General features: G+C 57.5%; 25 protein-coding genes and 1 other RNA gene. 18 read left to right on the forward strand and 8 right to left on the reverse strand.

Annotated features, from left to right (window positions below):
- The first annotated feature begins 368 nt into the window (after window positions 1-368).
- Window positions 369-1,604, forward strand: coding sequence for a phosphoglycerate dehydrogenase (serA, locus tag QCD69_RS14365; protein ID WP_253458643.1), 1,236 nt, complete (start codon window positions 369-371; stop codon window positions 1,602-1,604).
- On the opposite strand, the gene QCD69_RS14370 is transcribed toward serA, so the two are convergent.
- From QCD69_RS14370 to zapA, 3 genes are all read right to left on the reverse strand, one after another.
- Window positions 1,598-2,227, reverse strand: coding sequence for a 5-formyltetrahydrofolate cyclo-ligase (locus tag QCD69_RS14370; protein WP_253458645.1), 630 nt, complete (start codon window positions 2,225-2,227; stop codon window positions 1,598-1,600). The two genes, serA and QCD69_RS14370, sit on opposite strands and share 7 nt — an antisense overlap.
- 82 nt (window positions 2,228-2,309) lie before the next feature.
- A non-coding RNA gene (gene ssrS / locus QCD69_RS14375) (6S RNA) lies at window positions 2,310-2,494 on the reverse strand.
- A gap of 41 nt (window positions 2,495-2,535) precedes the next feature.
- Window positions 2,536-2,865, reverse strand: a complete 330-nt coding sequence (zapA, locus tag QCD69_RS14380) for a cell division protein ZapA (protein WP_125287340.1) — start codon at window positions 2,863-2,865, stop codon at window positions 2,536-2,538.
- Window positions 2,866-3,035: 170 nt separating this feature from the next.
- On the opposite strand from zapA, the gene QCD69_RS14385 reads away from it, so the two are divergent.
- From QCD69_RS14385 to ubiI, 4 genes are all read left to right on the forward strand, one after another.
- A complete protein-coding gene (locus QCD69_RS14385; protein ID WP_301252507.1) occupies window positions 3,036-3,614 on the forward strand; it encodes a YecA/YgfB family protein in 579 nt (192 codons plus the stop codon).
- Between the two features lie 81 nt (window positions 3,615-3,695).
- Window positions 3,696-5,012, forward strand: a complete 1,317-nt coding sequence (pepP, locus tag QCD69_RS14390) for a Xaa-Pro aminopeptidase (RefSeq protein WP_301252509.1) — start codon at window positions 3,696-3,698, stop codon at window positions 5,010-5,012.
- Window positions 5,009-6,187 (forward strand): 2-octaprenyl-6-methoxyphenyl hydroxylase, encoded by a 1,179-nt coding sequence (ubiH, locus tag QCD69_RS14395; RefSeq protein ID WP_301252510.1) that lies wholly within the window; start codon window positions 5,009-5,011, stop codon window positions 6,185-6,187. The genes pepP and ubiH overlap by 4 nt, the downstream gene beginning before the upstream one ends.
- Before the next feature lie 13 nt (window positions 6,188-6,200).
- Window positions 6,201-7,400: an FAD-dependent 2-octaprenylphenol hydroxylase gene (gene ubiI, locus QCD69_RS14400; protein WP_301252511.1), complete on the forward strand. Its 1,200-nt coding sequence runs from the start codon at window positions 6,201-6,203 to the stop codon at window positions 7,398-7,400.
- Window positions 7,401-7,551: 151 nt separating this feature from the next.
- Here ubiI and QCD69_RS14405 read toward each other — a convergent pair whose 3' ends face one another.
- The 3 genes from QCD69_RS14405 to QCD69_RS14415 form a co-directional block, all read right to left on the reverse strand.
- Window positions 7,552-7,842, reverse strand: a complete 291-nt coding sequence (locus QCD69_RS14405; protein ID WP_301252512.1) for a hypothetical protein — start codon at window positions 7,840-7,842, stop codon at window positions 7,552-7,554.
- Window positions 7,843-8,055: 213 nt separating this feature from the next.
- Window positions 8,056-8,475, reverse strand: coding sequence for a helix-turn-helix domain-containing protein (locus QCD69_RS14410; RefSeq protein ID WP_301252513.1), 420 nt, complete (start codon window positions 8,473-8,475; stop codon window positions 8,056-8,058).
- On the reverse strand, window positions 8,472-8,783 hold the full coding sequence (locus QCD69_RS14415) for a type II toxin-antitoxin system HigB family toxin (protein ID WP_301252514.1): 312 nt from the start codon (window positions 8,781-8,783) through the stop codon (window positions 8,472-8,474). The genes QCD69_RS14410 and QCD69_RS14415 overlap by 4 nt, the downstream gene beginning before the upstream one ends.
- Window positions 8,784-9,375: 592 nt before the next feature.
- Here QCD69_RS14415 and gcvT point away from each other — a divergent pair.
- The 5 genes from gcvT to trhA all read left to right on the forward strand — a co-directional run bounded on the left by gcvT (window position 9,376) and on the right by trhA (window position 15,674).
- On the forward strand, window positions 9,376-10,467 hold the full coding sequence (gene gcvT / locus QCD69_RS14420) for a glycine cleavage system aminomethyltransferase GcvT (RefSeq protein WP_253458653.1): 1,092 nt from the start codon (window positions 9,376-9,378) through the stop codon (window positions 10,465-10,467).
- 62 nt (window positions 10,468-10,529) lie between these two features.
- Entirely contained in the window at window positions 10,530-10,916 is a 387-nt protein-coding gene (gcvH, locus tag QCD69_RS14425; RefSeq protein ID WP_253458655.1) for a glycine cleavage system protein GcvH, read from the forward strand.
- 116 nt (window positions 10,917-11,032) lie between these two features.
- Window positions 11,033-13,900 (forward strand): aminomethyl-transferring glycine dehydrogenase, encoded by a 2,868-nt coding sequence (gcvP, locus tag QCD69_RS14430; protein WP_394148241.1) that lies wholly within the window; start codon window positions 11,033-11,035, stop codon window positions 13,898-13,900.
- A 63-nt stretch (window positions 13,901-13,963) separates the two neighbouring features.
- Window positions 13,964-14,707 (forward strand): SDR family oxidoreductase, encoded by a 744-nt coding sequence (locus QCD69_RS14435; protein ID WP_301252515.1) that lies wholly within the window; start codon window positions 13,964-13,966, stop codon window positions 14,705-14,707.
- A 313-nt stretch (window positions 14,708-15,020) separates the two neighbouring features.
- On the forward strand, window positions 15,021-15,674 hold the full coding sequence (trhA, locus tag QCD69_RS14440) for a PAQR family membrane homeostasis protein TrhA (protein WP_253458664.1): 654 nt from the start codon (window positions 15,021-15,023) through the stop codon (window positions 15,672-15,674).
- 27 nt (window positions 15,675-15,701) lie between these two features.
- On the opposite strand, the gene ygfZ is transcribed toward trhA, so the two are convergent.
- Window positions 15,702-16,682, reverse strand: coding sequence for a tRNA-modifying protein YgfZ (ygfZ, locus tag QCD69_RS14445; RefSeq protein ID WP_301252516.1), 981 nt, complete (start codon window positions 16,680-16,682; stop codon window positions 15,702-15,704).
- A 216-nt stretch (window positions 16,683-16,898) separates the two neighbouring features.
- On the opposite strand from ygfZ, the gene sdhE reads away from it, so the two are divergent.
- Together sdhE and QCD69_RS14455 are read left to right on the forward strand one after the other, a co-directional pair.
- On the forward strand, window positions 16,899-17,165 hold the full coding sequence (sdhE, locus tag QCD69_RS14450) for an FAD assembly factor SdhE (protein WP_301252518.1): 267 nt from the start codon (window positions 16,899-16,901) through the stop codon (window positions 17,163-17,165).
- Window positions 17,146-17,544, forward strand: a complete 399-nt coding sequence (locus tag QCD69_RS14455) for a protein YgfX (RefSeq protein WP_253458670.1) — start codon at window positions 17,146-17,148, stop codon at window positions 17,542-17,544. Before sdhE ends, QCD69_RS14455 begins: the two co-directional genes overlap by 20 nt.
- A 9-nt stretch (window positions 17,545-17,553) precedes the next feature.
- Here QCD69_RS14455 and fldB read toward each other — a convergent pair whose 3' ends face one another.
- On the reverse strand, window positions 17,554-18,072 hold the full coding sequence (fldB, locus tag QCD69_RS14460) for a flavodoxin FldB (RefSeq protein WP_253461228.1): 519 nt from the start codon (window positions 18,070-18,072) through the stop codon (window positions 17,554-17,556).
- 95 nt (window positions 18,073-18,167) lie between these two features.
- On the opposite strand from fldB, the gene xerD reads away from it, so the two are divergent.
- The 6 genes from xerD to prfB all read left to right on the forward strand — a co-directional run bounded on the left by xerD (window position 18,168) and on the right by prfB (window position 23,612).
- Entirely contained in the window at window positions 18,168-19,061 is an 894-nt protein-coding gene (gene xerD, locus QCD69_RS14465; RefSeq protein ID WP_253458672.1) for a site-specific tyrosine recombinase XerD, read from the forward strand.
- Window positions 19,062-19,105: 44 nt separating this feature from the next.
- On the forward strand, window positions 19,106-19,804 hold the full coding sequence (dsbC, locus tag QCD69_RS14470) for a bifunctional protein-disulfide isomerase/oxidoreductase DsbC (protein ID WP_253458674.1): 699 nt from the start codon (window positions 19,106-19,108) through the stop codon (window positions 19,802-19,804).
- A 5-nt stretch (window positions 19,805-19,809) separates the two neighbouring features.
- On the forward strand, window positions 19,810-21,528 hold the full coding sequence (gene recJ, locus QCD69_RS14475) for a single-stranded-DNA-specific exonuclease RecJ (protein WP_301252520.1): 1,719 nt from the start codon (window positions 19,810-19,812) through the stop codon (window positions 21,526-21,528).
- Between the two features lie 147 nt (window positions 21,529-21,675).
- Window positions 21,676-21,975, forward strand: coding sequence for a type II toxin-antitoxin system HigB family toxin (locus tag QCD69_RS14480; RefSeq protein ID WP_301252521.1), 300 nt, complete (start codon window positions 21,676-21,678; stop codon window positions 21,973-21,975).
- Entirely contained in the window at window positions 21,972-22,370 is a 399-nt protein-coding gene (locus QCD69_RS14485) for a helix-turn-helix domain-containing protein (RefSeq protein WP_253458680.1), read from the forward strand. Before QCD69_RS14480 ends, QCD69_RS14485 begins: the two co-directional genes overlap by 4 nt.
- A 143-nt stretch (window positions 22,371-22,513) precedes the next feature.
- Window positions 22,514-23,612 (forward strand): peptide chain release factor 2 gene (gene prfB / locus QCD69_RS14490; RefSeq protein ID WP_125287358.1). Its coding sequence is split into 2 segments (ribosomal slippage): window positions 22,514-22,588 and window positions 22,590-23,612, totalling 1,098 coding nucleotides; the frame shifts between segments, so codons are not numbered across the junction.
- Window positions 23,613-23,621: the final 9 nt, after the last annotated feature.

The following is a 23,621-nucleotide window of genomic DNA, read 5'->3' on the forward strand; positions in this document are numbered from 1 at the left end:
TCTAAGTTCTAAGTTCTAAGTTCTAAGTTCTAAGTTCTAAGTTCTAAGTTCTAAGCTCTAAGCCATAAAAAAACGATCTTACCGGCGCGGCTATCGCCTCGGTTAATTTTTATAAAAAAACATCTTTTCTTTTGCCCCACAAATTTGGTGACTTATGTCACGGAATTTACCCCTGCCTCGCGATCCTGCTGACGATGCTTCACGTGTCATGATTATCTGCCGATTTATGCTGATGCTTTCGGCTGCCATGCTGGCCGCAAAGCAATCGTTTGTATTGCCGCGCGCGTAAATTTTGATATTTTGACAGAAGGCTGACTTATTCCTCACGGAGTCAGTCACTTCTGAAGTCTGCTGAATAGGGTCGGGAAATGGCAAAAGTATCACTGGAGAAAGACAAGATTAAGTTCCTGCTGGTCGAAGGCGTGCACCAGAGCGCGATTGAGAATCTTCGGGCGTCAGGCTACACCAACATAGAATTTCACAAGGGCGCGCTGGACAGCGAAACGCTGAAAGAAGCGATCCGCGATGCGCACTTTATTGGTATCCGCTCGCGTACCAACCTGACCGAAGAGATTTTCGCCGCGGCAGAAAAACTCGTCGCGGTAGGCTGCTTCTGCATCGGCACTAACCAGGTCGATTTGCAGGCCGCAGAAAAACGCGGTATTCCGGTGTTCAATGCGCCTTTCTCCAATACCCGATCCGTAGCAGAACTGGTCATCGGCGAGCTGCTGCTGATGCTGCGCGGCGTACCGGCCGCCAATGCTAAAGCGCACCGCGGCATCTGGAACAAGCTGGCGGTCGGCTCTTATGAGGCGCGCGGCAAAAAGCTGGGCATTATCGGCTATGGCCATATCGGTATGCAGCTGGGCGTGCTGGCCGAAAGCTTAGGGATGCACGTCTACTTTTACGATATCGAAAGCAAGCTGCCGCTCGGCAACGCCACGCAGGTTCGCTACCTCTCCGAACTGCTGAATATGAGTGATGTGGTCAGCCTGCACGTGCCGGAAACGGCCTCCACCCAGAATATGATGGGTGCGGAAGAGCTGGCGATGATGAAACCCGGCTCGCTGCTGATCAACGCTTCACGCGGCACGGTAGTGGATATTCCGGCGCTGTGCAAAGTGCTGGCGGACAAACATCTGGCCGGCGCGGCCATCGACGTCTTCCCGGAAGAGCCGGCAACTAACGCCGATCCGTTTAATTCGCCGCTGTGCGAGTTCGACAACGTGATCCTGACGCCGCATATCGGCGGTTCAACGCAGGAAGCGCAGGAAAATATCGGGATTGAAGTAGCGGGTAAACTGGCGAAATACTCAGATAACGGCTCGACGCTGTCAGCGGTTAACTTCCCGGAAGTGTCGCTGCCGATGCATGGCCAGCAGAGCCGCCTGCTGCATATTCACGAGAACCGTCCCGGCGTGCTGACCGCCATCAACAATATCTTTGCCGGTCAGGGCATCAACATTGCCGCGCAGTATCTGCAAACCACGCCGCAGATGGGCTATGTGGTGATCGATATCGATGCGACGAAGGAAGTGGCCGACAACGCGCTTCAGCAGATGAAAGCGATTCCGGGCACCATTCGCGCTCGTCTGCTTTACTGATGACGCAAAGCGTCCCCGCTCGTGGGACGCTTTTCCTGCCATTGCCAGAGCCGCGAAGGCGTAATTATCGCCGGCAAAGGCACATCCCATTCCGCCACGGGCAATGTTTCTACCTGCTGACAGTCATGCGCCAGGCCAATCGGCAACAGGCCGTGCTGCGGCCAATTTTGCAGAGTGCGGTCATAAAAGCCGCCGCCCATACCCAGACGCTGTCCGGCCCGATCGAACGCCACCAGCGGCACCATTATCACATCCAGCTCGTCCAGCGTGGCCAGGTTGCGGATATCCAGCGGCGGTTCCGGGATACGCAGACGGTTAGGCTGCAACAGCGTTTCCGTGTCATAGCGCAGAAAAAGCAGCTGGCCGCGTGAAAAAGGGTGCAGTACGGGCAGATAAACTTCCTGATGACGCTGCCAAAGTTTGGCAATCAGCGGACGGGTATCCAGTTCGCCGTCGAAGGACAGGAACAGCGCGATTTTGCGGGCCTGCTGAACGGGTTTGAAGCTTAGCGCATGTTCGGCGACCGTTACGGCGGCCAGGCGCTGCTGTTCTGGTGTCAGGTCACGACGCAAATGGCGAATGTGAGTACGAATATCCTGACGATCGAGAAGGCTGAGGTTCATCAGTTTCACCGTGTCGGAAGCGGGATAAAGCAGGGAACCCGAAAGCGCCGGGAAAAACATGGCTTTGCAGGTGGTAAAGAAGGGAATCTCCGAGATGCCGCCGCAGGCTGTAACCCTTGAACCCTTGGTTCAAGGTGAGTGTACCGTCATAACCATCAGGCTTCTCGGACGGACCGAGCATGCACACAGGTTACAGAGCGCCACACTCTGTTTGGTATGAAATATCGGCTCAGGGGACTGGCCCGCTTGCAAACACCTCAGAGAATTTTTTACATCACCGTTACTGTAACACAGATAACGTTAACGTGTTATTCGAATTGCGTTCCAGTTCTTTCCGTAATGCGACCTTGTTCAAGCAATGCCTGCTCGATAGTCTGCTGTAACATTCGGATACGCTGTTCCATATTACTGGCATAATCGCGGGTTTTCATCTTTTCCTGCGCTAACTCGTGGCAGATGTTCAACGCGGCGATAAAAACCAATTGTTCAGTATTGGTGACTCTAGTGCGAACTTTAAGATCTTGCAACCGTTGATTAAGGTCTTCGGCGGCCAGATTCAGCGCATCTTGCTGTTCAGGCGGACAATTCACTCTTAAGGAACGGCCAAAAATTTGAATATCTACGGGCTGTGCAGACATAAAACCATCCTGACTGATTACTTCGCCGGTAATCTCCCTTGCCGCTCAATGGCTTGGGAGGGGCGCAACTATATCTACCCCTGGCAGAAGAAACAACCCCTTTCTGGAATCAAAGAGGCACCTGGTGGTAGCATAACACGAACTTATCCAGCCAACGATGACCAAAACCTATGTCACTAACAAACACAATGCCGGGCTACGACGCGCTGGCTTCAGCACTGACGCAGCAGGGCGTGGGAATGACCCCGGCTGAAATACACGGCCTGATCAGCGGAATTCTCTGCGGCGGTAACAAGGACAGCAGCTGGCAGACGCTGGTACACGACTTAACGAACGAAGGCATGGCCTTCTCGCAGACGCTGGCTCAGCCTTTACAGCAGCTGCACCAGGGCATCGGCGATACGCTGGAAGACGAAGGTTTCCTGTTTCAACTCTATTTGCCGGAAGATGACGATATCACCGTCTTCGATCGGGCGGATGCGCTGGCGGGCTGGGTTAACCACTTTCTGCTGGGCCTGGGCGTGTCGCAGCCGAAGCTCGATAAGGTCAAGGGCGAAACGGGCGAGGCGATTGACGATCTGCGTACTATCGCCCAGCTCGGCTATGATGAAGATGAAGACCAGGAAGAGCTGGAACAGTCGTTGGAAGAGGTGATTGAGTATGTGCGCGTAGCGGCGCTGCTTTGCCACGACACCTTTACCCATATCGCGCCAACGGCGGTGGAAGTGAAAAAACCAACGCTGCACTAATTTCTGCCACGCCAGGGGCGGCGACAGAAAAAAAGCGCGCTGTATGCGGGCGCTAAGATGGATTGCATTCAGGAGAAGCGGATGACACAGCAAGAGTTCGTGCGCCGTCGCCAGGCGCTGCTGGCAAAAATGGCACCGGCCAGCGCGGCGGTGATCTTTGCCGCGCCGGAGGCGACGCGCAGCAATGACAGCGAGTACCCTTATCGGCAGAACAGCGATTTCTGGTATTTTACCGGCTTTAACGAGCCTGAAGCGGCGCTGGTGCTGATCAAAAGCGCGGAAAACCATAACCACAGCGTGCTGTTTAATCGCGTTCGCGATCTGACCGCTGAAATCTGGTTTGGCCGTCGTCTGGGTCAGGATGCCGCGCCGGAAAAACTCGCTGTCGATCGCGCGCTGCCCTGGGATGCCATCAGCGACCAGCTGCCGCAGCTGCTGAACGGCCTGGACGTGGTTTATCACGCACAGGGGCTTTACGAGCAGGCCGACACGCTGCTGTTTGGCGCGTTGGAGAAGCTGCGGCGCGGCGCTCGTCAGAGCCTGACCGCGCCGTCGACGCTGACCGACTGGCGGCCCTGGGTGCACGAGATGCGCCTGTTTAAATCGCCGGAAGAGCTGGCCGTGCTGCGTGAAGCCGGTCGTATCAGCGCGCTGGCGCATACGCGGGCGATGCGGCAGTGTCGGCCCGGAATGTTTGAGTATCAGCTCGAAGGCGAAATCCAGCACGAATTCAACCGTCACGGCGCGCGCTTTCCCTCTTACAACACCATAGTTGGCGCCGGTGAAAACGGCTGCATCCTGCACTACACCGAAAACGAGTCCAGGATGCGCGACGGCGATCTGGTGCTGATTGATGCGGGCTGCGAGCTGAAAGGCTACGCGGGCGACATTACGCGCACTTTCCCGGTTAACGGCAAATTCAGCAAGCCTCAGCGCGCCGTCTACGATATCGTGCTGGCATCGCTTAATCGGGCGCTGGAACTGTTTCGTCCCGGCACCAGCATCCGCGAAGTTAATGCGGAAGTCGTGCGCATTATGGTGACGGGGCTGGTCGGGCTGGGCGTAATGCAGGGTGATGTTGAGACGCTGATTGCGGAACAGGCGCATCGCCAGTTCTTTATGCACGGCCTGAGCCACTGGCTGGGGCTGGACGTGCACGATGTCGGCGGCTACGGTCACGAGCGCGATCGCGTGCTGGAGCCGGGCATGGTGTTGACGGTCGAGCCCGGTCTGTATATCGCGCCGGATGCGGATGTGCCTGTGGAATATCGCGGCATCGGTATCCGGGTGGAAGATGACATTCTGATCACCGAGGATGGCAACGAAAACCTGACCGACAGCGTGGTGAAAGATCCGGATGAGATTGAAGCATTAATGGCGGCGGCTAAAACATTATGAGCATGATCATCGCAGGCGGCGGGATGACGGGCGCGACGCTGGCGCTGGCTGTTTCCTGGCTGACCCAGGGCAGGCTGCCGGTGACGCTGGTCGAAGCGCAGGATCCGGCTTCAAGAGCGCATCCCGGCTATGACGGACGGGCGATAGCGCTGGCGGAAGGCACCTGCCAGCAGCTGGCGGCGATCAACCTCTGGCCCGCGCTGAAAGCGTGCGCCACGCCGATCACCCACGTTCACGTCAGCGATCGCGGGCATGCCAGCTTTGTGTCGCTGGCTGCGGAAGATTATGACATTCCCGCGCTGGGGCAGGTGGTTGAGCTGCACGATATCGGCCAGCGGCTGTTTAAGCTGCTGCAAAAAGCGCCGGGCGTACGCGTGGTCTGTCCGGCGAAGGTGGCGAAGGTCGAGCGAACGCAGCAGCAGGTCAGCGTGCTGCTGGATAATGACGAAACGCTGACGGCGCAGCTGCTGGTGGCCGCAGACGGTTCCCGCTCCGCCGTGGCCGCCTCCTGCGGCGTGCAGGTGGCTTCTGAGGATTATCAGCAGGTTGCTGTTATTGCCAACGTTTCCACCGCACAGCCGCATCAGGGAAGGGCATTTGAACGCTTTACCGAAAATGGCCCGCTGGCGCTGCTGCCGATGTCCTCTGGTCGCAGTTCGCTGGTGTGGTGCCACCCGCTGGCGCAAAAAGCGCAGATTGATAGCTGGGACGATCGGCAATTTTTAGACGAGCTGCAAAAAGCCTTTGGCTGGCGGCTGGGACGCTTTACCCAGGTTGGGCAGCGCTACAGCTATCCGTTGGCGCTGCTGTCCGCTTCGCAGCACGTTTCCCATCGGCTGGCGCTGGTTGGCAACGCGGCGCAAACGCTGCATCCGATTGCGGGCCAGGGATTTAATTTAGGTATCCGGGACGTAATGTCGCTGGCGGAATCCGTGGCCGCCGCCTGGCGGGCGCAGCAGGATATCGGCAGCTACGGCGTGCTACAACAGTTTCAGCAGCGTCGCCAGCCGGATGCCGTTGCTACTATCGGGATAACCGACAGTCTGGTCAGGCTGTTTGCTAACCGCTACACGCCGCTGGTGCTGGGGCGAAATCTGGGCCTGATGGTGATGGATTCGCTGCCGCTGGCGCGTAATTTGCTGGCCGAGCGCACGTTAGGCTGGGTCGAGCGTTAAGGAGAAAGCAGTGATGCAAACTTATGATGTTATTGTCGCCGGTGGCGGAATGGTCGGCCTGGCCGTCGCCTGTGGCTTACAGGGCAGCGGCATGAAAATCGCCGTGCTGGAACGCGAAGCGCCGCAGGCGACGAACGACAGCGCGCCGGCGCTGCGCGTCTCCGCCATTAATGCCGCCAGCGAGCGCCTGCTGCAGCACCTTGATGTCTGGAGCGCCATTCAGGCCAACCGCGCCAGCGCCTATCACGGGATGGAAGTCTGGGATCGCGACAGCTTCGGCCGGATTGAATTCGATGACGCTCAGCAGGGCCTGGCGCATCTGGGCCACATTATTGAAAATCCGGTTATTCACCGGGCGCTGTGGCAAAAAGCCAGCGAATCACGGGATATTACGCTGATTACGCCAGCGGAGCTGCAGCAGGTGGCGTTTGGCGATAACGAAGCTTTCGTCACGCTGGGCGATGGCACCATGATGACGGCGCGGCTGCTGGTGGCCGCCGACGGCGCCAACTCCTGGCTGCGTAACAAGGCGGATATTCCGCTGACGTTCTGGGATTACGATCACCATGCGCTGGTCGCTAATATTCGTACCGAACAGCCGCACGACGCCGTAGCGCGCCAGGTGTTTCACGGCGAAGGTATTCTGGCGTTTCTGCCGCTCAGCGATCCGCACCTCAGCTCAATCGTCTGGTCGCTGCCGCCGCAGGAAGCCACGCGTTTACAGTCAATGCCGGAAGAGGTCTTTAACCAGCAGCTGTCGGTCGCCTTCGATATGCGTCTGGGGCTGTGCAAACTGGAAAGCGAGCGTAAGGCTTTCCCGCTGATGGGCCGCTATGCGCGTAATTTCGCGGCGCATCGTCTGGCACTGGTTGGCGACGCGGCGCATACCATTCATCCCCTGGCGGGGCAGGGCGTTAACCTGGGCTTTATGGATGCCGCCGAGCTGATCGGCGAGATCAAACGTCTGCATCAGCAGGGCAAAGATATTGGCCAGCACCTTTACCTGCGACGCTACGAGCGCAGCCGCAAGCACAGCGCGGCCGTGATGCTGGCAAGTATGCAGGGCTTTCGCGAGCTGTTTAAAGGCAATAATCCCGCGAAGAAGCTGCTGCGTGATATCGGCCTGAGCCTGGCAGATAATTTGCCTGGCGTGAAGCCGCGTCTGTTAAAGCAGGCGATGGGCCTGCACGATCTGCCGGCGTGGCTGCGGTAATAAATTGCAGCGTTCAGGCCCAACCTGAACGCTGGTTATTTTCTTATCAGCTGTTGCAGACGGGCGCTCTGCCACTTTTTAAGCTATTACTTTTCATTTTTTTCCCCTTTATCAGTTTCTGCCTGCATATTAATCCTCCCGGCGTGCCTAATCATGACAGTAACCCGACTTCTGCCCGACACCAGCCCGATCGCAATAAAATGTGAAGCTGTACCCAGCGTAGCTCCGGCACTTCCCATACCCGGAACGAGAGAAGATTCGCATGGTATCGCTTATCCGGCTGCACGTAGTAAACCGTCAGGTCCCGGTCATTTGATTCGCCTGTGATCATAACTTCTTTGCGCAGCCCGGTGCGCAAAACCGGCTCGGCGATGCTGCGCTCGTCGTAACGTGGGAACAGGTATTGTTCGATGCTGTATGTGCCGGTGGTTGATGCGGCCATGGTGAGTCCGCGTAATAAAAATTGCGGGAATGGGTTGCTATACAGGAACTAAATCTATGGAAGCGCCCGGCGCGCTGGTTTGTGCCATCCGTGGAAGTTTGAAAAGAGCCCTTTCAGCTGCGGGCTATGTGAGGGTTGTGCAGGAAGTCGCTTGTCAAGGCTCTTTTCTGAGGGAAATAAAAAGCCCACTGTTACGCGGGCTGGTGGCAGAGGTCAAAGGAACCATTGCGGCTTCACGCCGAACCGGTGCGAAAGCGCCTTGATGTGTGAGATCGTCAGGGAGCGCTGGCCGGAGAGTATCTGGCTCACCAGGGATTTAGATCCGATCTCCTCCTTCAGGTCGGAGTAGGACAGCTTATGCTGGTCAATCAGCGTGCGCAGCAGCGCGACGCCAACCGGCATTTCATCCACTGACTTATTGAACTCGGCGAAACGCTTGCTGTTATCTTCGTAGTCAGCGATGCTGGCCGCCAGTAAGTCGATCAACGGATTTTCGTCGTCGTGGTCGATCAGGTAGTCCACCAGCGCCAGTGCGTCACGGTAGTCTTTTTCTGAGGCGCTGCCCCCCAGCAGGGGAACAGCGGCTACCAGTTGTTTCGTTGCTTCGATAGCTTTAATGGGGTCGGCGATCATTCTTTGTTCTCCCGATAGTAGCGAGTCAGCTTATCGTATTCAGCGTGGGTGGCAATGTGCTTCACGTAGAAGCGCTTATTCACGAAGTTGATGTAGGCGATGATTCGCAGATTGTTCCCACCAACATCTAAAACCCACCATTTGTTACGGTACTTAAAATTATCCAGGCTTGACACGGCGGCACGCAGTTCATCCGGGGATTTAAAATCTGTTTCGCGAACCAGATGATACAGCGCCTTTATGGCTGTGGCATCGTTTGGGAAGAGCCGCGCCGCTTGCTCAAATGGCTCTCTGGAAATGACGTGCATTAAAAGATTCCCTTCCTGTGTTCACAATATGTAAACACTTTAACGCACAATAACCCCGGTGGCAATACGGTTCTAAAAGCTGATGGAGAAGGATAAAAGCTCGCCGTAGCTGTTGCTCACCAGACGGCAGATATGCCCTGCCATTAGTATGACTTGCCCGCGCTTATTCACCTCTGGTCAGGGTTTCGTCAAAGTATCTTGCCGAAAGCGAAACAGTTTTTCGTATTGCTGCACCTTTAACAGGCAGCCTGCCCCAAACGGGCGCGTCGTTTGAGAAATTCTAATTTAGCGTGCTTCTTCGCATTACTTTTACTAATCATCAGGTTTGAGCCATAAAGCAGGTTTTTATCTTCAACGGGCTGATACCTTACTTTTATCCTGAGATTTTGGCTGCTTAATAACATATTTGCGTATTAACTGCGCAAAAAGTGGTGATTTTATCTGTCTGATTTTGCTGCCTGAGAACACCGTCAAAAAAATCATACCCGTTTTAACTTATGGTTAACGCTGGATTTCGGTGGTAAGTTCGGAGCAAGGATATCGTTTGCGCCGGGCTGCCTGCCGACGCCGAACACTTTGCCTGAGGAAGAAGATGAAACAGACCCCTTTGTTCGAACAGCATCAGGCCTGCGGCGCGCGCATGGTGGATTTTCATGGCTGGATGATGCCGCTGCACTACGGTTCGCAGCTGGATGAGCATCATACGGTTCGTAGCGATGCCGGCATGTTCGACGTGTCGCATATGACTATTGTCGATCTGCACGGCGTCCGCACCCGGGAATTTTTACGCTACCTGCTGGCCAACGACGTCGCCAAACTGACCCAGCCCGGCAAAGCGCTTTATACCGCTATGCTCAACGCCTCCGCTGGCGTAATTGACGATCTGATTGTTTACTTTATGACCGAAGAGTTTTTCCGGCTGGTGGTGAACTCCGCCACGCGGGAAAAAGATCTCGCCTGGATTACCCAACATGCGGAAGGCTATGGCGTGACGCTGACCGAGCGCGACGACCTGGCGCTGATCGCGGTGCAGGGGCCGCAGGCGCAGGCAAAAGCCCGTTCGCTGTTCGATGAGGCGCAGCGGGAGGCCGTAGCGGACATGAAGCCCTTCTTTGGCGTGCAGGCTGGCGAGTTGTTTATCGCTACCACAGGCTACACCGGCGAAGCCGGGTATGAAATCGCCCTGCCCAACGAGCAGGCGGCGGATTTCTGGCAAAAGCTGCTGGCGGCGGGCGTGAAGCCTGCCGGTCTGGGCGCGCGCGATACCCTGCGCCTGGAAGCCGGCATGAATTTATACGGGCAGGAAATGGACGAGGGCGTTTCGCCGCTGGCGGCCAATATGGGCTGGACAATCGGCTGGCAGCCTCAAGAGCGCGATTTTATCGGCCGCGAGGCGCTGGCGTCGCAGCGTGAAAAAGGCACCGAGCAGCTGGTCGGTCTGGTGATGACCGAGAAAGGCGTACTGCGCAACGGCTTACCGGTGCGCTTTACCGACGCGACCGGCAACCTGCAGGAAGGCATTATCACCAGCGGCTCTTTCTCGCCAACTTTAGGCTACAGCATTGCGCTGGCTCGCGTTCCCGCAGGCATTGGCGAGCAGGCGATTGTGCAAATCCGCAACCGTGAAATGCCGGTTCGCGTGACCAAACCCGTTTTTGTACGCGCCGGTAAAGCGGTGGCGTAAAAGGCGCTTTCCGCGCTTCAGCTGCGGAAAACGACCCGGAATTATTTTAAGGAGATCAGGCGATGAGCAATGTTCCAAACGAACTAAAATACCGTGAAAGCCATGAGTGGGTGCGTAAAGAAGAAGATGGTACCTATACCGTAGGCATCACCGCCCACGCGCAGGAGCTGCTGGGCGATATGGTGTTTGTCGATCTGCCCGAAGTGGGCAACACCTACAGCCAGGGCGAAGACTGCGCCGTAGCCGAGTCGGTAAAGGCCGCATCCGATATTTATGCGCCGGTCAGCGGCGAAATTGTCGAAGTCAACGGCGCGCTGGCAAGCGAACCGGAGCTGGTCAACAGCGATCCCTACAGCGATGGCTGGCTGTTCCGCATTAAGGCCAGCGACGAGTCCGAACTGGAATCGCTGATGGACGCGGACGCCTACAAAACCAGCATTGACGAATAGACGGCGGCAGCGCGGGCCGTGCTTCTGCGGCCCGGATTTATTTCGTCAGCAATTTATTAGCCCTCTCCGGAGCTTCGTCTCCTTAATGCCTTTGCCCGATGCAGGATTTACCGCTAATGACTACTCTCAGCCAGCTTGAACATACCGGCGCTTTTATCGAACGCCATATCGGCCCTTCGCCAGCCCAGCAGGAAGCGATGCTGAACGCGGTAGGCGCCGCCTCTCTCAGCGAGTTGATTACCGCTATCGTCCCGGCTGATATTCAGCTGCCCGGCGCGCCTGCCGTCGGCGATCCCCTGACCGAACATCAGGCGCTGGCCGAGCTGAAAGCGATCGCCAGCCGCAACCTGCGTTATAAATCCTGTATCGGGATGGGCTACACGCCGGTGCTGACGCCGCCGGTTATTCTGCGCAACATGCTGGAAAATCCCGGCTGGTACACTGCCTACACGCCTTATCAGCCCGAGGTTTCTCAGGGCCGACTGGAAGCGCTGCTGAACTTCCAGCAGGTCACGCTGGATTTGACCGGCCTGGATATCGCCTCTGCTTCGCTGTTGGATGAAGCAACCGCCGCCGCCGAGGCGATGGCGATGGCGAAGCGTGTCAGCAAGCTCAAAAACGCCAACCGCTTCTTTGTGGCCGAAGATATTCATCCGCAAACGCTGGACGTGGTGCGGACGCGGGCGGAAACCTTTGGCTTTGAGGTGGTGGTCGATAAGGCGGCGCGCGTGCTGGATCATCAGGACGTGTTCGGCGTGCTGCTACAGCAGGTCGGCACCACTGGCGAGGTACATGACTACACCTCGCTGATCCATGAGCTGAAGGCGCGGAAAGTGATAGTTAGCGTCGCTGCGGATTTTATGTCGCTGGTGCTGCTGACCGCACCGGGAAAACAGGGCGTGGATATCGTGTTTGGCTCTGCGCAGCGTTTTGGCGTTCCGATGGGCTACGGCGGCCCTCACGCAGCCTTCTTTGCCGCCCGTGACGAATACAAACGCTCAATGCCAGGGCGCATTATCGGCGTCTCGCGCGATGCGGCGGGCAACACGGCGCTGCGGATGGCAATGCAGACTCGCGAGCAGCATATCCGTCGTGAAAAGGCCAACTCCAATATTTGTACGTCACAGGTGCTGTTGGCCAATATCGCCAGCCTGTACGCGGTCTTCCACGGCCCGCACGGCCTGAAACGCATCGCCTCGCGCATTCATCGCCTGACGGATATCCTGGCGGCCGGGCTGCAAAAGGGCGGCATGACGCTGCGCCATCAGAGCTGGTTCGATACGCTGACCGTTGAAGTCACGGATAAAGCCGCGGTGCTGGATCGCGCGCTGAGTTTCGGCATCAATCTGCGCACCGATATCCACAACGCGGTGGGCATCACCCTGGATGAAACCACGCTGCGGGAAGATGTGGCGGCGCTGTTCTCCGTGCTGCTGGGCGAAAATCACGGTCTGGATATCGACGAGCTGGACAGCGCCGTGGCCGACAGCGCGTCCGTTCCGCCAGCGATGCTGCGCAAAGAGCCCATCCTGACGCATCCGGTCTTTAACCGTTACCACAGCGAAACCGAGATGATGCGCTATATGCACAGCCTGGAGCGCAAGGATCTGGCGCTGAATCAGGCGATGATCCCGCTCGGCTCCTGCACCATGAAGCTGAACGCCGCCGCTGAGATGATCCCGATTACCTGGCCGGAATTCGCGGAGCTGCACCCGTTCTGTCCTGCCGATCAGGCCGCCGGCTATCTGCAAATGATCGGCCAGCTGTCGCAGTGGCTGGTGCAGCTGACCGGCTATGACGCGCTCTGTATGCAGCCTAACTCCGGCGCGCAGGGCGAGTATGCGGGCTTGCTGGCGATCCGCCGCTATCATGAAAGCCGTGGCGAAGCCGGACGTAATATCTGTCTGATCCCCAGCTCGGCGCATGGCACCAATCCGGCATCGGCACAGATGGCGGGCATGGCGGTAGTCGTGGTGGCCTGCGACAAACAGGGCAATATCGATCTGCACGATCTGCGGCAGAAAGCGGAACAGGCGGGCGAAGCGCTCTCCTGCATTATGGTGACCTATCCTTCCACGCACGGCGTCTATGAAGAAACCATCCGCGAGGTTTGCCAGATCGTTCATCAGTATGGCGGCCAGGTTTATCTGGACGGTGCCAACATGAACGCCCAGGTCGGCATCACCACGCCTGGCTATATCGGCGCGGACGTCTCGCACCTTAACCTGCATAAAACCTTCTGTATTCCGCACGGCGGCGGCGGGCCAGGCATGGGGCCGATTGGCGTAAAAGCCCATCTGGCGCCATTTGTGCCGGGCCACAGCGTGGTGCAGATTGACGACATGCTGACGCAGCAGGGCGCGGTGTCCGCCGCGCCGTTCGGCAGCGCTTCTATTCTGCCTATCAGCTGGATGTATATCCGCATGATGGGCGCGGAAGGGCTGAAGCAGGCCAGTTCGGTAGCGATCCTGAACGCCAACTATATTGCTGCGCGCCTGAAATCGGCCTATCCGATCCTGTATGCCGGACGGGATGGGCGGGTAGCGCATGAATGCATCCTGGATATTCGTCCGCTGAAAGAGCAAACCGGCATCAGCGAACTGGATATTGCCAAACGCCTGATCGACTATGGCTTCCACGCGCCGACCATGTCCTTCCCGGTGGCGGGCACGCTGATGGTGGAGCCGACGGAATCGGAAAGCAAAGTGGAGTTGGATCGCTTTATCGACGCCATGCTGGCTATCCGCATGGAGATCGACCGCGTGGCGGAAGGTGAGTGGCCAGCGGAAGATAACCCGTTAGTTAATGCGCCCCATACGCAAATGGAGCTGGTCGGCGAGTGGTCGCATCCCTACACGCGCGAGCTGGCGGTCTTCCCGGCGGGCAGCGCGAATAAATACTGGCCGACCGTCAAGCGTCTTGACGATGTTTATGGCGATCGAAATCTGTTCTGCTCCTGTTTGCCGATGAGCGAATATGAATAAAGCAGCATAGCGATACAGACTGAAGGGCACCCTGGTGCCCTTTATTTTTATCGGGAGGCAAAAATGAAAACGGCTTTGGTAACCGGCGGCAGCCGGGGAATTGGGCGAGCCACCGCGCTGCTGCTGGCGCAGCACGGCTATCAGGTTGCGGTTAACTATCGTCAGCGTGAGGAAGCGGCGGCGGAAGTAGTGTCGCTTATTCAGCAACAAGGCGGAAAAGCGTTCAGCGTGCAGGCCGATATTTCTGATGAACAACAGGTAGTAGCGATGTTTCGCAGCCTTGATCAACAGGGCGCCGTGCTAAGCGCGTTGGTCAATAATGCCGGGATCCTGTTTCAGCAGACCAGCGTGGCGCAGCTAAACGCCGAACGCATCAATCGCGTTTTCGCTACCAATGTCACCGGAACCTTTCTCTGCTGTCGCGAAGCGGTAAAGCGCATGAGTTTTCAGTACGGTGGGCAGGGCGGTGCAATCGTAAACGTCTCTTCCGCCGCAGCCCGTAGCGGTGCGCCGCACGAATATGTCGATTATGCCGCCTCGAAAGGGGCTGTAGATACGCTAACCAGAGGGCTGGCGTTGGAAGTGGCGGCGCAGGGCATCCGGGTTAACGCGGTACGGCCGGGATTAATCTATACCGATATGCATGTCGACGGCGGCGAGGCGGATCGCGTCAACCGTATTGCGCCGACTCTTCCCATGCAGCGCGGCGGCGAGCCGGATGAAATTGCCAACGCCATTCTCTGGCTGCTTAGCGAAGCGGCTTCTTATGTTACCGGCACTTTTATCGATGCCGCTGGCGGACGATAACGGGATAAAGGCTGCCGAATAACGGCACCCGCGCCATTTTGTGGCTGCTTAGCGAAGCGGCTTCTTATGTCACCAGCACTTTTATTGCTGCCGCAGCCGGGCGTTACAGGGTGAAGGTCGCCGAATAACGGCCTGTTTTTCCTGGTTAAACAGCTGTTACAGCCGTTCACAGTTTATTTAAGCTTACAGTTGTACTCTGAAATCACTCTCGTCTAAGCTAAACGTGCGCAACTTTCGGACGGGCGGCTGAAAACGAGCCTGGATGCGATCCCCTTTGGCCGCCCCTCCGCTTCAGATTGGAAGAGGACAATGCATGACCAATAAAAAAGTGTTAACGGAGGGCTACTCCGTTGCAGAGGAGATAGCTAATAGCATCAGCCACGGCATCGGCTTTATCTTTGGTATTGTAGGGCTGGTGCTGCTGCTGTCGCAGGCGCTCGACAGCCAGGCCAACGCCGTCGCCATCACCAGTTACAGCCTCTATGGCGGCAGCATGATCCTGCTGTTTCTGGCCTCGACGCTTTATCACGCCATCCCTCATCCGCGCGCCAAAAGCTGGCTGAAAAAGCTGGACCATTGCGCTATTTACCTGCTGATTGCCGGCACCTATACGCCTTTTCTGCTGGTGGGACTTAAGTCGCCGCTGGCGCATGGCCTGATGGTGGTGATCTGGAGCCTGGCGCTGGTGGGCGTGCTGTTTAAACTGTTTTTTGTGCACCGCTTCGAAGCCTTATCGGTCATAACCTATCTGCTGATGGGCTGGCTGTCGCTGGTTGTGATTTATCAGCTGGCGATGAAACTGTCGGCGGGCGGCGTCTGGCTGCTGGCGGCGGGCGGCATTATCTATTCGCTGGGGGTGATTTTTTACGTCTCAAAGCGCATTCCCTATAACCACGCCATCTGGCACGGCTTTGTGCTTGGCGGCAGCATCTGCCATTTTCTGGCGATTTACTTTTATATTTCATAAAAAAAGGGGCCGTCCGGCCCCTTATTATTACGAAATCTCGTAGGGCAGCGGCTGGATAGCCAGACTGCCGCCTTCGTCGCCCTGTACCCGCAGCGCCGTTTCCGGCTCCAGATCGTTATTCAGCACCGCCTGCACCCAGACATCGCCATTATCCAGCTGACAGGCGGCCAGAATGGTGCCGGTGCGGCGCCAGTTGTCGCCCAGCTTCATTTCCAGCGCATCCGCAGCGGCCGGAACGCGGGCGGCCTTGCCGGCCAGCCAGTAAAGCGCACGCTTGTTGGCGCCGCGGAATTTAGCGCGCGCCACCATCTCCTGGCCCGTATAGCAGCCTTTTTTAAAGCTGATAGCGTCCAGCGCCTGCAGGTTTGTCGCCTGAGGAATAAACTGCGCGCTGTTCGCCGCGTCGATAACGGGCAGGCCAGCTTCGATATTCAGCGCCAGCCACTGCGAGCTGTCGGTTAGCTGTGCCTGACCGTCCAGAGCCGCGCGCAGCGCTAGTGCACTGTCGCGATTCAGGATTAGCAGAAAGCGTTCCGCCGGTGCGGAAAACCACAGCAGCGTGGCATCATCCTGCTGCACGACTGGGTTTTCAGCGTCCGGCAGCGTGTCAAACAGCCCGGCCAGCGCGGTGCGCGCCTGAAAACCGGCTACACCCAGCAGCACCGCTTCGTCATCCGCTTCGATAGCGACTTTGGCGAAAACGGCATACTTTTTCAGCTCGCTGATTTGCGTATCGCGCAGGCTGCGGCGTTCCAGATAGGCAAAGCCTTCGCCACGGTGAAACAGACGCAGATTGCTCCACATTTTCCCTTTTGCATCACAGTGGGCGGCGGGAAGATGCGCATTGGCATCCAGCGCAGCGACGTCCAGCGTCAGCTGACCCTGCAAATAGCTGACGCGGTCCGCGCCGGTCACGTTGACCAGCGCCCACTCTTCCAGCGAGATCAGCGTAAGCGGCAGACGGGCAGAGGCCGCAGGTTGACGAGGCGGGAAAGATAAAGTCGGCATAGCGGATTCCTGAAGTCAAATAAGCCTGCATTCATGTTAAAAGAGCCGCCCGGCTTTGCAACCAGTTTTCTGAAGGCGACGCACAAAAGGCGCGCTTGCGCGGCAACAAATGCTTTTATCGTGCGGCGCATTACGCAAAGCCAAATTGCGCCATCAACATCGGCTTAAAAAAGCGCTACACTAGCGGCCATCTTTCACCGACTGACGATGGAAAGCATGGATATTGAAAATAGAGCGCGCGTGCAGTGGGCCTGCCGGCGCGGTATGCGGGAACTGGATATCTCCATCATGCCGTTCTTTGAATATGAATATGACACGCTGAGCGATAGCGATAAAAAGATCTTTATTCGCCTGCTGGAAAGCGACGATCCCGATCTGTTCAACTGGATGATGAATCATGGCGAACCTGCCGATCCGGAACTGAAACGCATGGTTCACCTGATCCAGCAGCGAAACCAGCAGCGTGGCCCTGTGGCGTTCTGATCTGCGGGTCTCCTGGCAGGCGCAGTGGATGTCGCTCTCGCTGCACGGCGTGGTAGTGATAGCGCTGCTGTTGGCGCCGTGGCCGGCCAGCTTAACGGTAGTGTGGATGCTGCTGCTGACGCTGGTGGTGCTGGAGTGCGTGCGTAGCCAGCGACGCATTCGCAGCCGGGAAGGCGATATCGCGCTGCTGGCGGACCATCAGCTGCAATGGCGGCAGAAGCACTGGCGCATCTGCGGTCGGCCGTGGATGACGCGGCGGGCGATCCTGCTGGCGCTGCGCTCCGCTAAAGGCGAGCGCGAGAAGCTCTGGCTGCTGCGCGACAGCATGAACGAAAGCGAGTGGCGGCAGCTCCGTCAGCAGCTGCTCGCTATTCACTAAACGGCAGGCTTACAGCGTGGCGGCCATTTCCGTCAGGATTTGTTCGCACCACTGCGCGATACGCTCGTCCGTCAGCTCAAACTGGTTAACGTCGTCCAGCGCCAGGCCGACAAACTGCTGGCCGTCGGCGGTTAGCGGTTTGCGGCTGATAAACTCGTAGCCTTCGGTAGGCCAGTAGCCGACAAAAACGACGCCCAGCGGCTGCAGCACCTCATGCAGCATGCCAAGCGCGTCCAGAAACCACTCGCTGTACTCGGCCTGATCGCCCATGCCGTACAGCGCCACGGTTTTGCCGCGCAGGTTTAGCGTAGCGAGGTCGGTCCAAACCGCCTCCCAGTCCTCCTGGATTTCGCCGAAATCCCAGGTGGGAATGCCCAGGATCAGCATGTCGTACTGCTCCATCAGCTGCGGCGAGTCCTCTTTCAGATTGTGCAGCGTAACAAGATCCTCGCCGATAAAATCGCGGATTTTCTCCGCCGCCATCTCGGTGTAGCAGGTGCTGGAACCGTAAAAAAGCCCGATGTTCATACGCGGTTTACTCAATTCTCCTGGTTCAATGGCGCGAATTATATCAGAATTGAGCTTTGACGGCGTGCCGTCGGGTAAGTGGAAAAGGAGTCAACGTGCAGGACAGCGATCTGACAGAGCAGTTTCTTGATGCCTTATGGATTGAGCGAAATCTTGCGCAAAATACGGTGGCTTCCTATCGGCTTGATCTGATGTCGCTGGTGAACTGGCTGGCGCATCACCAGCTGGATCTGCTGCATGTAGACAGCGCCGGGCTACAGAACTTTCTGGCCGAGCGCGTGGAAGGTGGCTATAAGGCCAGCAGTTCCGCTCGCCTGCTCAGCGCCATGCGGCGCCTGTTCCAGTATCTTTACCGGGAAAAGCTGCGTGAAGACGATCCCAGCGCGCTGCTGGCCTCGCCTAAACTGCCGCAGCGGCTGCCGAAAGATCTCAGCGAAGCGCAGATAGAGCGGCTGCTGCAGGCGCCCTCTACGGATATCCCGATAGAGCTGCGCGACAAAGCCATGCTGGAGCTGCTTTATGCCACCGGACTGCGCGTCACGGAGCTGGTCAGCCTGACGCTCAACAACGTCAGCCTGCGCCAGGGCGTGGTGCGCGTGGTGGGAAAAGGCGATAAAGAACGGCTGGTACCGCTGGGTGAAGAGGCGCTGCACTGGCTGGAGCATTACATTGAATATGGTCGTCCGTGGCTGCTGAACGGACAGACGCTGGACGTGCTTTTCCCCAGCAACCGCGCGCAGCAAATGACCCGACAAACGTTCTGGCACCGCATCAAGCATTATGCGACGCTGGCGGGCATCGACAGTGAAAAGCTCTCCCCCCACGTGCTGCGACACGCTTTCGCCACGCATCTGTTGAACCACGGCGCGGATCTGCGGGTCGTACAGATGCTGTTAGGGCATAGCGACCTGTCCACCACGCAAATTTATACCCATGTCGCCACCGAGCGGCTACGGCAGTTACATCAACAGCATCATCCCCGCGCCTGACGCGGTGATCAAACGGCCAAACTATAAGGCCATGAGGATAATCAATGAAAAAGCGTTACTTTCTCCTTTCTCTGCTGGTAGCAGCTGGCCTGGCGCATGCCGACGATGCGGCCATCAAGCAATCCCTGGCGAAGCTGGGACTGCAGCAGATGGAGATCCAGCCGTCGCCTTTGCCAGGGATGAAAACCGTGCTGACCGAAAGCGGCGTGCTTTACGTCAGCGAAGACGGCAAGCAGTTTATTCAGGGGCCGCTGTACGACATCAGCGGCGCGCAGCCGATCAACGTCACCAACAAACTGTTGGAGAAAAAAGTCGACGCGCTGAGCAGCGAAATGATCGTGTATAAAGCGCCGAAAGAGCAGCATGTCATCACCGTCTTTACCGACATCACCTGCGGCTACTGCCATAAGCTGCATTCGCAGATGGCGGACTACAACGCGCTGGGGATCACCGTGCGCTATCTGGCCTTCCCACGCGAAGGCATGAACGGACAGGTCGCCAAAGAGATGAAATCAATCTGGTGCGTGGCCGATCGCAAAAAAGCGTTCGACGCGGCGATGAAAGGCGAAACCCCTGCGGCGGCCGACTGCAAAATTGACCTGGCTAAGCATTACCAGCTGGGCATTCTCTACGGTATTCAGGGCACGCCAGCCATCCTGCTGCAAAACGGTATGATGATCCCTGGCTATCAGGGGCCGCAGGAGATGAAAAAGCTGCTGGATAGCCAGAAGACAGGCGGCTAAGCCCAGTGAAAGGAAAAACCGAATTACGCCGCCGCGTGGCGGCGCAGGCGTGCGAGCTGCCGGAGGATCTCCATCCTCTGCTGCGTCGCCTCTATGCGCATCGGGGCGTTAAGCAGGCCGTGGAGCTGGAGCGCGGTGCCAAAAATCTTCACGCGTTTCACTCGCTCAGCGGCATTGAGCGGGCGGCAGAGATCCTGCAAAAGGCCATTGCCGATAACCTGTGCATTATGATCGTTGGCGATTTCGACGCCGACGGCGCCACCAGCACTGCGCTGACCGTGCTGGCTTTACGCAGCATGGGCGGCCGCAATATCAAATATCTGGTGCCAAACCGGTTTGACGATGGCTACGGCCTGAGTCCGGAAGTGGTGGAGCAGGCGGCGGCGCGCGGTGCGCAGCTGATTATGACCGTGGATAACGGCATTTCTTCCCATGCTGGCGTCGCGCTGGCGCACGAAAAAGGCATCGCCGTAGTGATCACCGATCACCACCTCCCCGGCGATACGCTGCCGGATGCGGAAGCGATTGTTAATCCTAACCTGGCGGACAGCGAGTTTCCTTCACGCACGCTGGCGGGCGTGGGCGTCGCGTTTTATCTGATGCTGGCGCTGCGCGCGCGGCTGCGCGACAGCGGCGTCGCCACGCTGCCAAACCTGGCCGAGCTGCTGGATCTGGTGGCGCTGGGCACGGTGGCGGACGTGGTGCCGCTGGACGCCAACAACCGCATCCTGGTCTGGCAAGGGCTGAGCCGTATTCGCGCCGGCAAATGCCGCGTCGGCATCCGGGCGCTGCTGGAAATCGCCAATCGCGACGCGCGCCAGCTTGCCGCCAGCGACCTGGGTTTTGCGCTGGGGCCGCGTCTCAACGCTGCCGGACGGCTGGACGATATGTCGGTCGGCGTCGCGCTGTTGCTTAGCGAAGACATCGCCCAGGCGCGCATGCTGGCCAGCGAGCTGGATGCGCTGAACCAGACGCGCAAAGAGATAGAGCAGGGGATGCAGACGGAAGCGCTGGCGTTGTGCGATGCGCTGGAGCGCAGCAGCGAAGCGCTGCCGCTTGGTATCGCCATGTACCATCCGGAATGGCACCAGGGCGTGGTCGGCATCCTGGCTTCGCGGCTGAAAGAGCGCTTTCACCGTCCGGTTATCGCCTTTGCGCCCGCCGGTGACGGCACGCTGAAAGGGTCGGGACGCTCCATCAGCGGGCTGCATATGCGTGACGCGCTTGAGCGGCTGGATACGCTCTATCCCGGCCTGATTATCAAGTTTGGCGGCCACGCGATGGCGGCGGGCCTGTCGCTGGAGGCAGAAAAGTTCGATGAATTCCGCCAGCGCTTTGGCGAGCTAATCGGCGAATGGCTCAGCGAAGAGTCTTTGCAGGGCGTGGTCTGGTCAGACGGCCAGCTGATGGCGCAGGAGCTGACGTTGCCCACCGCAGAGCTGCTGCGTGAAGCCGGGCCATGGGGGCAGGCGTTTCCCGAACCGCAGTTTGACGGCAAATTTAAGCTGATCCAGCAGCGGCTGGTGGGCGAGCGTCATCTGAAGGTCATGCTGGAGCCGCTGGGCGGCGGGCCGCTGCTGGACGGTATCGCTTTCAATATTGATACCGCGCTCTGGCCCGATCCCAGCGTGAAGCAGGTAGAGCTGGCCTACAAGCTGGATATCAACGAGTTTCGCGGCAACCGCAGCGTGCAGCTGATTATCGAGCATCTCTGGCCGCTGTAGCCTGAACAGGCAAGTCTTACTCAGTCAGGAAGAGGTTGTGATTTGTCATGGCAGAGGGATAGCGTAATAAGTAAGCGCTTTTCATTATCTTGCAGTCCCAAAATGGGACTGGTATAGTCAAGGCGAATGTTTACCCAGGGAGGGGACATGAAGATTATCGCGGTAGCGCCATTACGGGAATTCTGGACCCTCCACAATCAGGCTGAGCAACCGCTTAAGGCCTGGGTTGATGAAGTCAGAAAAGCGACCTGGCGGACGCCACAGGATATAAAGAGGCGCTATCCGTCAGCCGATTTTGTGGCGAAAAACCGGGTGATATTCGAGATAAAGGGTAACGACTATCGGTTAATAGCCGCTGTGGCTTACCGCTTTCAGGCGGTATACGTGAAGTTTGTTGGAACCCACGCCCAATATAACGACATTGACGCTAAGACGGTGGAGCTATGACAAAGTATCAAATCAAACCTATTCGCACTGAAGAAGATTATCACTATGCGCTGGCTGCGGTTTCGCCGCTTTTTGATAATGAACCTGAACCCGGCTCAGAGGCGGCAGATTTTCTGGAAGTGACTATTTTGCTTATAGAAAAATATGAGCAGGAGCATTATCCCATTGAAGCGCCGGATCCAGTCGCGGCCATTAAATTTCGCATGGAGCAAATGGGAATGACCGCCAACGATCTGGTGCCGGCAATCGGTCTCAAAAATCGCGTTTATGAGGTGCTGAATTATAAACGAACGCTGACGCTGCCGATGATCCGCAGGCTGCATAAGATGTTTAACATTCCTCTGGCTTCGTTAGTGGCAGAATATCCGCCCGAGCCCCCAGCTTCTGCCGGTTAAGCGTCAACAAGCGTAACCAGCGCCGGTGCGCCTTCCGACTAAGGGATTGGCTGCGGTAAACTGCTGCCGCGCTAACGCTACAAACTCCCCGCAAATTCGTTTAAACTGCGTAGTTACATTGCAGACTTTTGAAGATCTAAATCATGTTTGAAATTAATCCGGTAAAGAACCGAATTCAGGATCTCACTGAGCGCAGCAGCGTTCTCAGGGGGTATCTTTGACTACGATGCCAAGAAAGAGCGCTTAGAAGAAGTTAACGCCGAGCTGGAACAGCCGGACGTCTGGAACGAGCCTGAACGCGCGCAGGCGCTGGGCAAAGAGCGTTCCGCGCTGGAAGCGGTAGTAGAAACGCTGGATCAGCTGAGCCAGGGGCTGGAAGATGTTGCCGGCCTGCTGGAGCTGGCGGTAGAAGCGGACGACGAAGAAACCTTCAACGAAGCGGTTGCCGAGCTGGACGGGCTGGATAAAAAGCTCGCCGATCTGGAGTTCCGCCGCATGTTCTCCGGCGAATACGACGGCGCGGACTGCTATATCGATATTCAGGCCGGCTCCGGCGGTACGGAAGCGCAGGACTGGGCCAGTATGCTGGTGCGTATGTACCTGCGCTGGGCCGAAGCGAAAGGCTTTAAAACGGAAGTGATCGAAGAGTCCGAAGGCGAAGTAGCCGGTACTAAATCCGCCACGCTGCGCATCAGCGGCGATTACGCTTTCGGCTGGCTGCGTACCGAAACCGGCGTGCATCGTCTGGTGCGTAAAAGCCCGTTCGACTCCGGCGGTCGTCGTCATACCTCTTTCAGCTCCGCGTTTGTCTACCCGGAAGTGGATGACGATATCGATATCGAGATCAACCCGGCCGACCTGCGTATTGACGTTTACCGCGCTTCCGGCGCCGGTGGTCAGCACGTTAACCGTACGGAATCGGCGGTGCGTATCACCCATATTCCAACCGGTACGGTGACCCAGTGCCAGAACGACCGTTCTCAGCATAAGAACAAAGACCAGGCGATGAAGCAGATGAAGGCGAAGCTGTACGAGCTGGAAATGCAGAAGAAAAACGCTGAGAAACAGTCGCTGGAAGATAACAAATCCGATATCGGCTGGGGCAGCCAGATCCGCTCCTACGTGCTGGACGATTCACGCATCAAGGATCTGCGCACCGGCGTGGAAACCCGTAATACTCAGGCGGTGCTGGACGGCGATCTGGACCGATTTATTGAAGCAAGTTTGAAAGCAGGGCTATAAGGAACTGAC

The sequence above is a fragment of the Erwinia sp. PsM31 genome (assembly GCF_030433775.1).
Classification (GTDB): Bacteria; Pseudomonadota; Gammaproteobacteria; order Enterobacterales; family Enterobacteriaceae; genus Erwinia; species Erwinia aeris.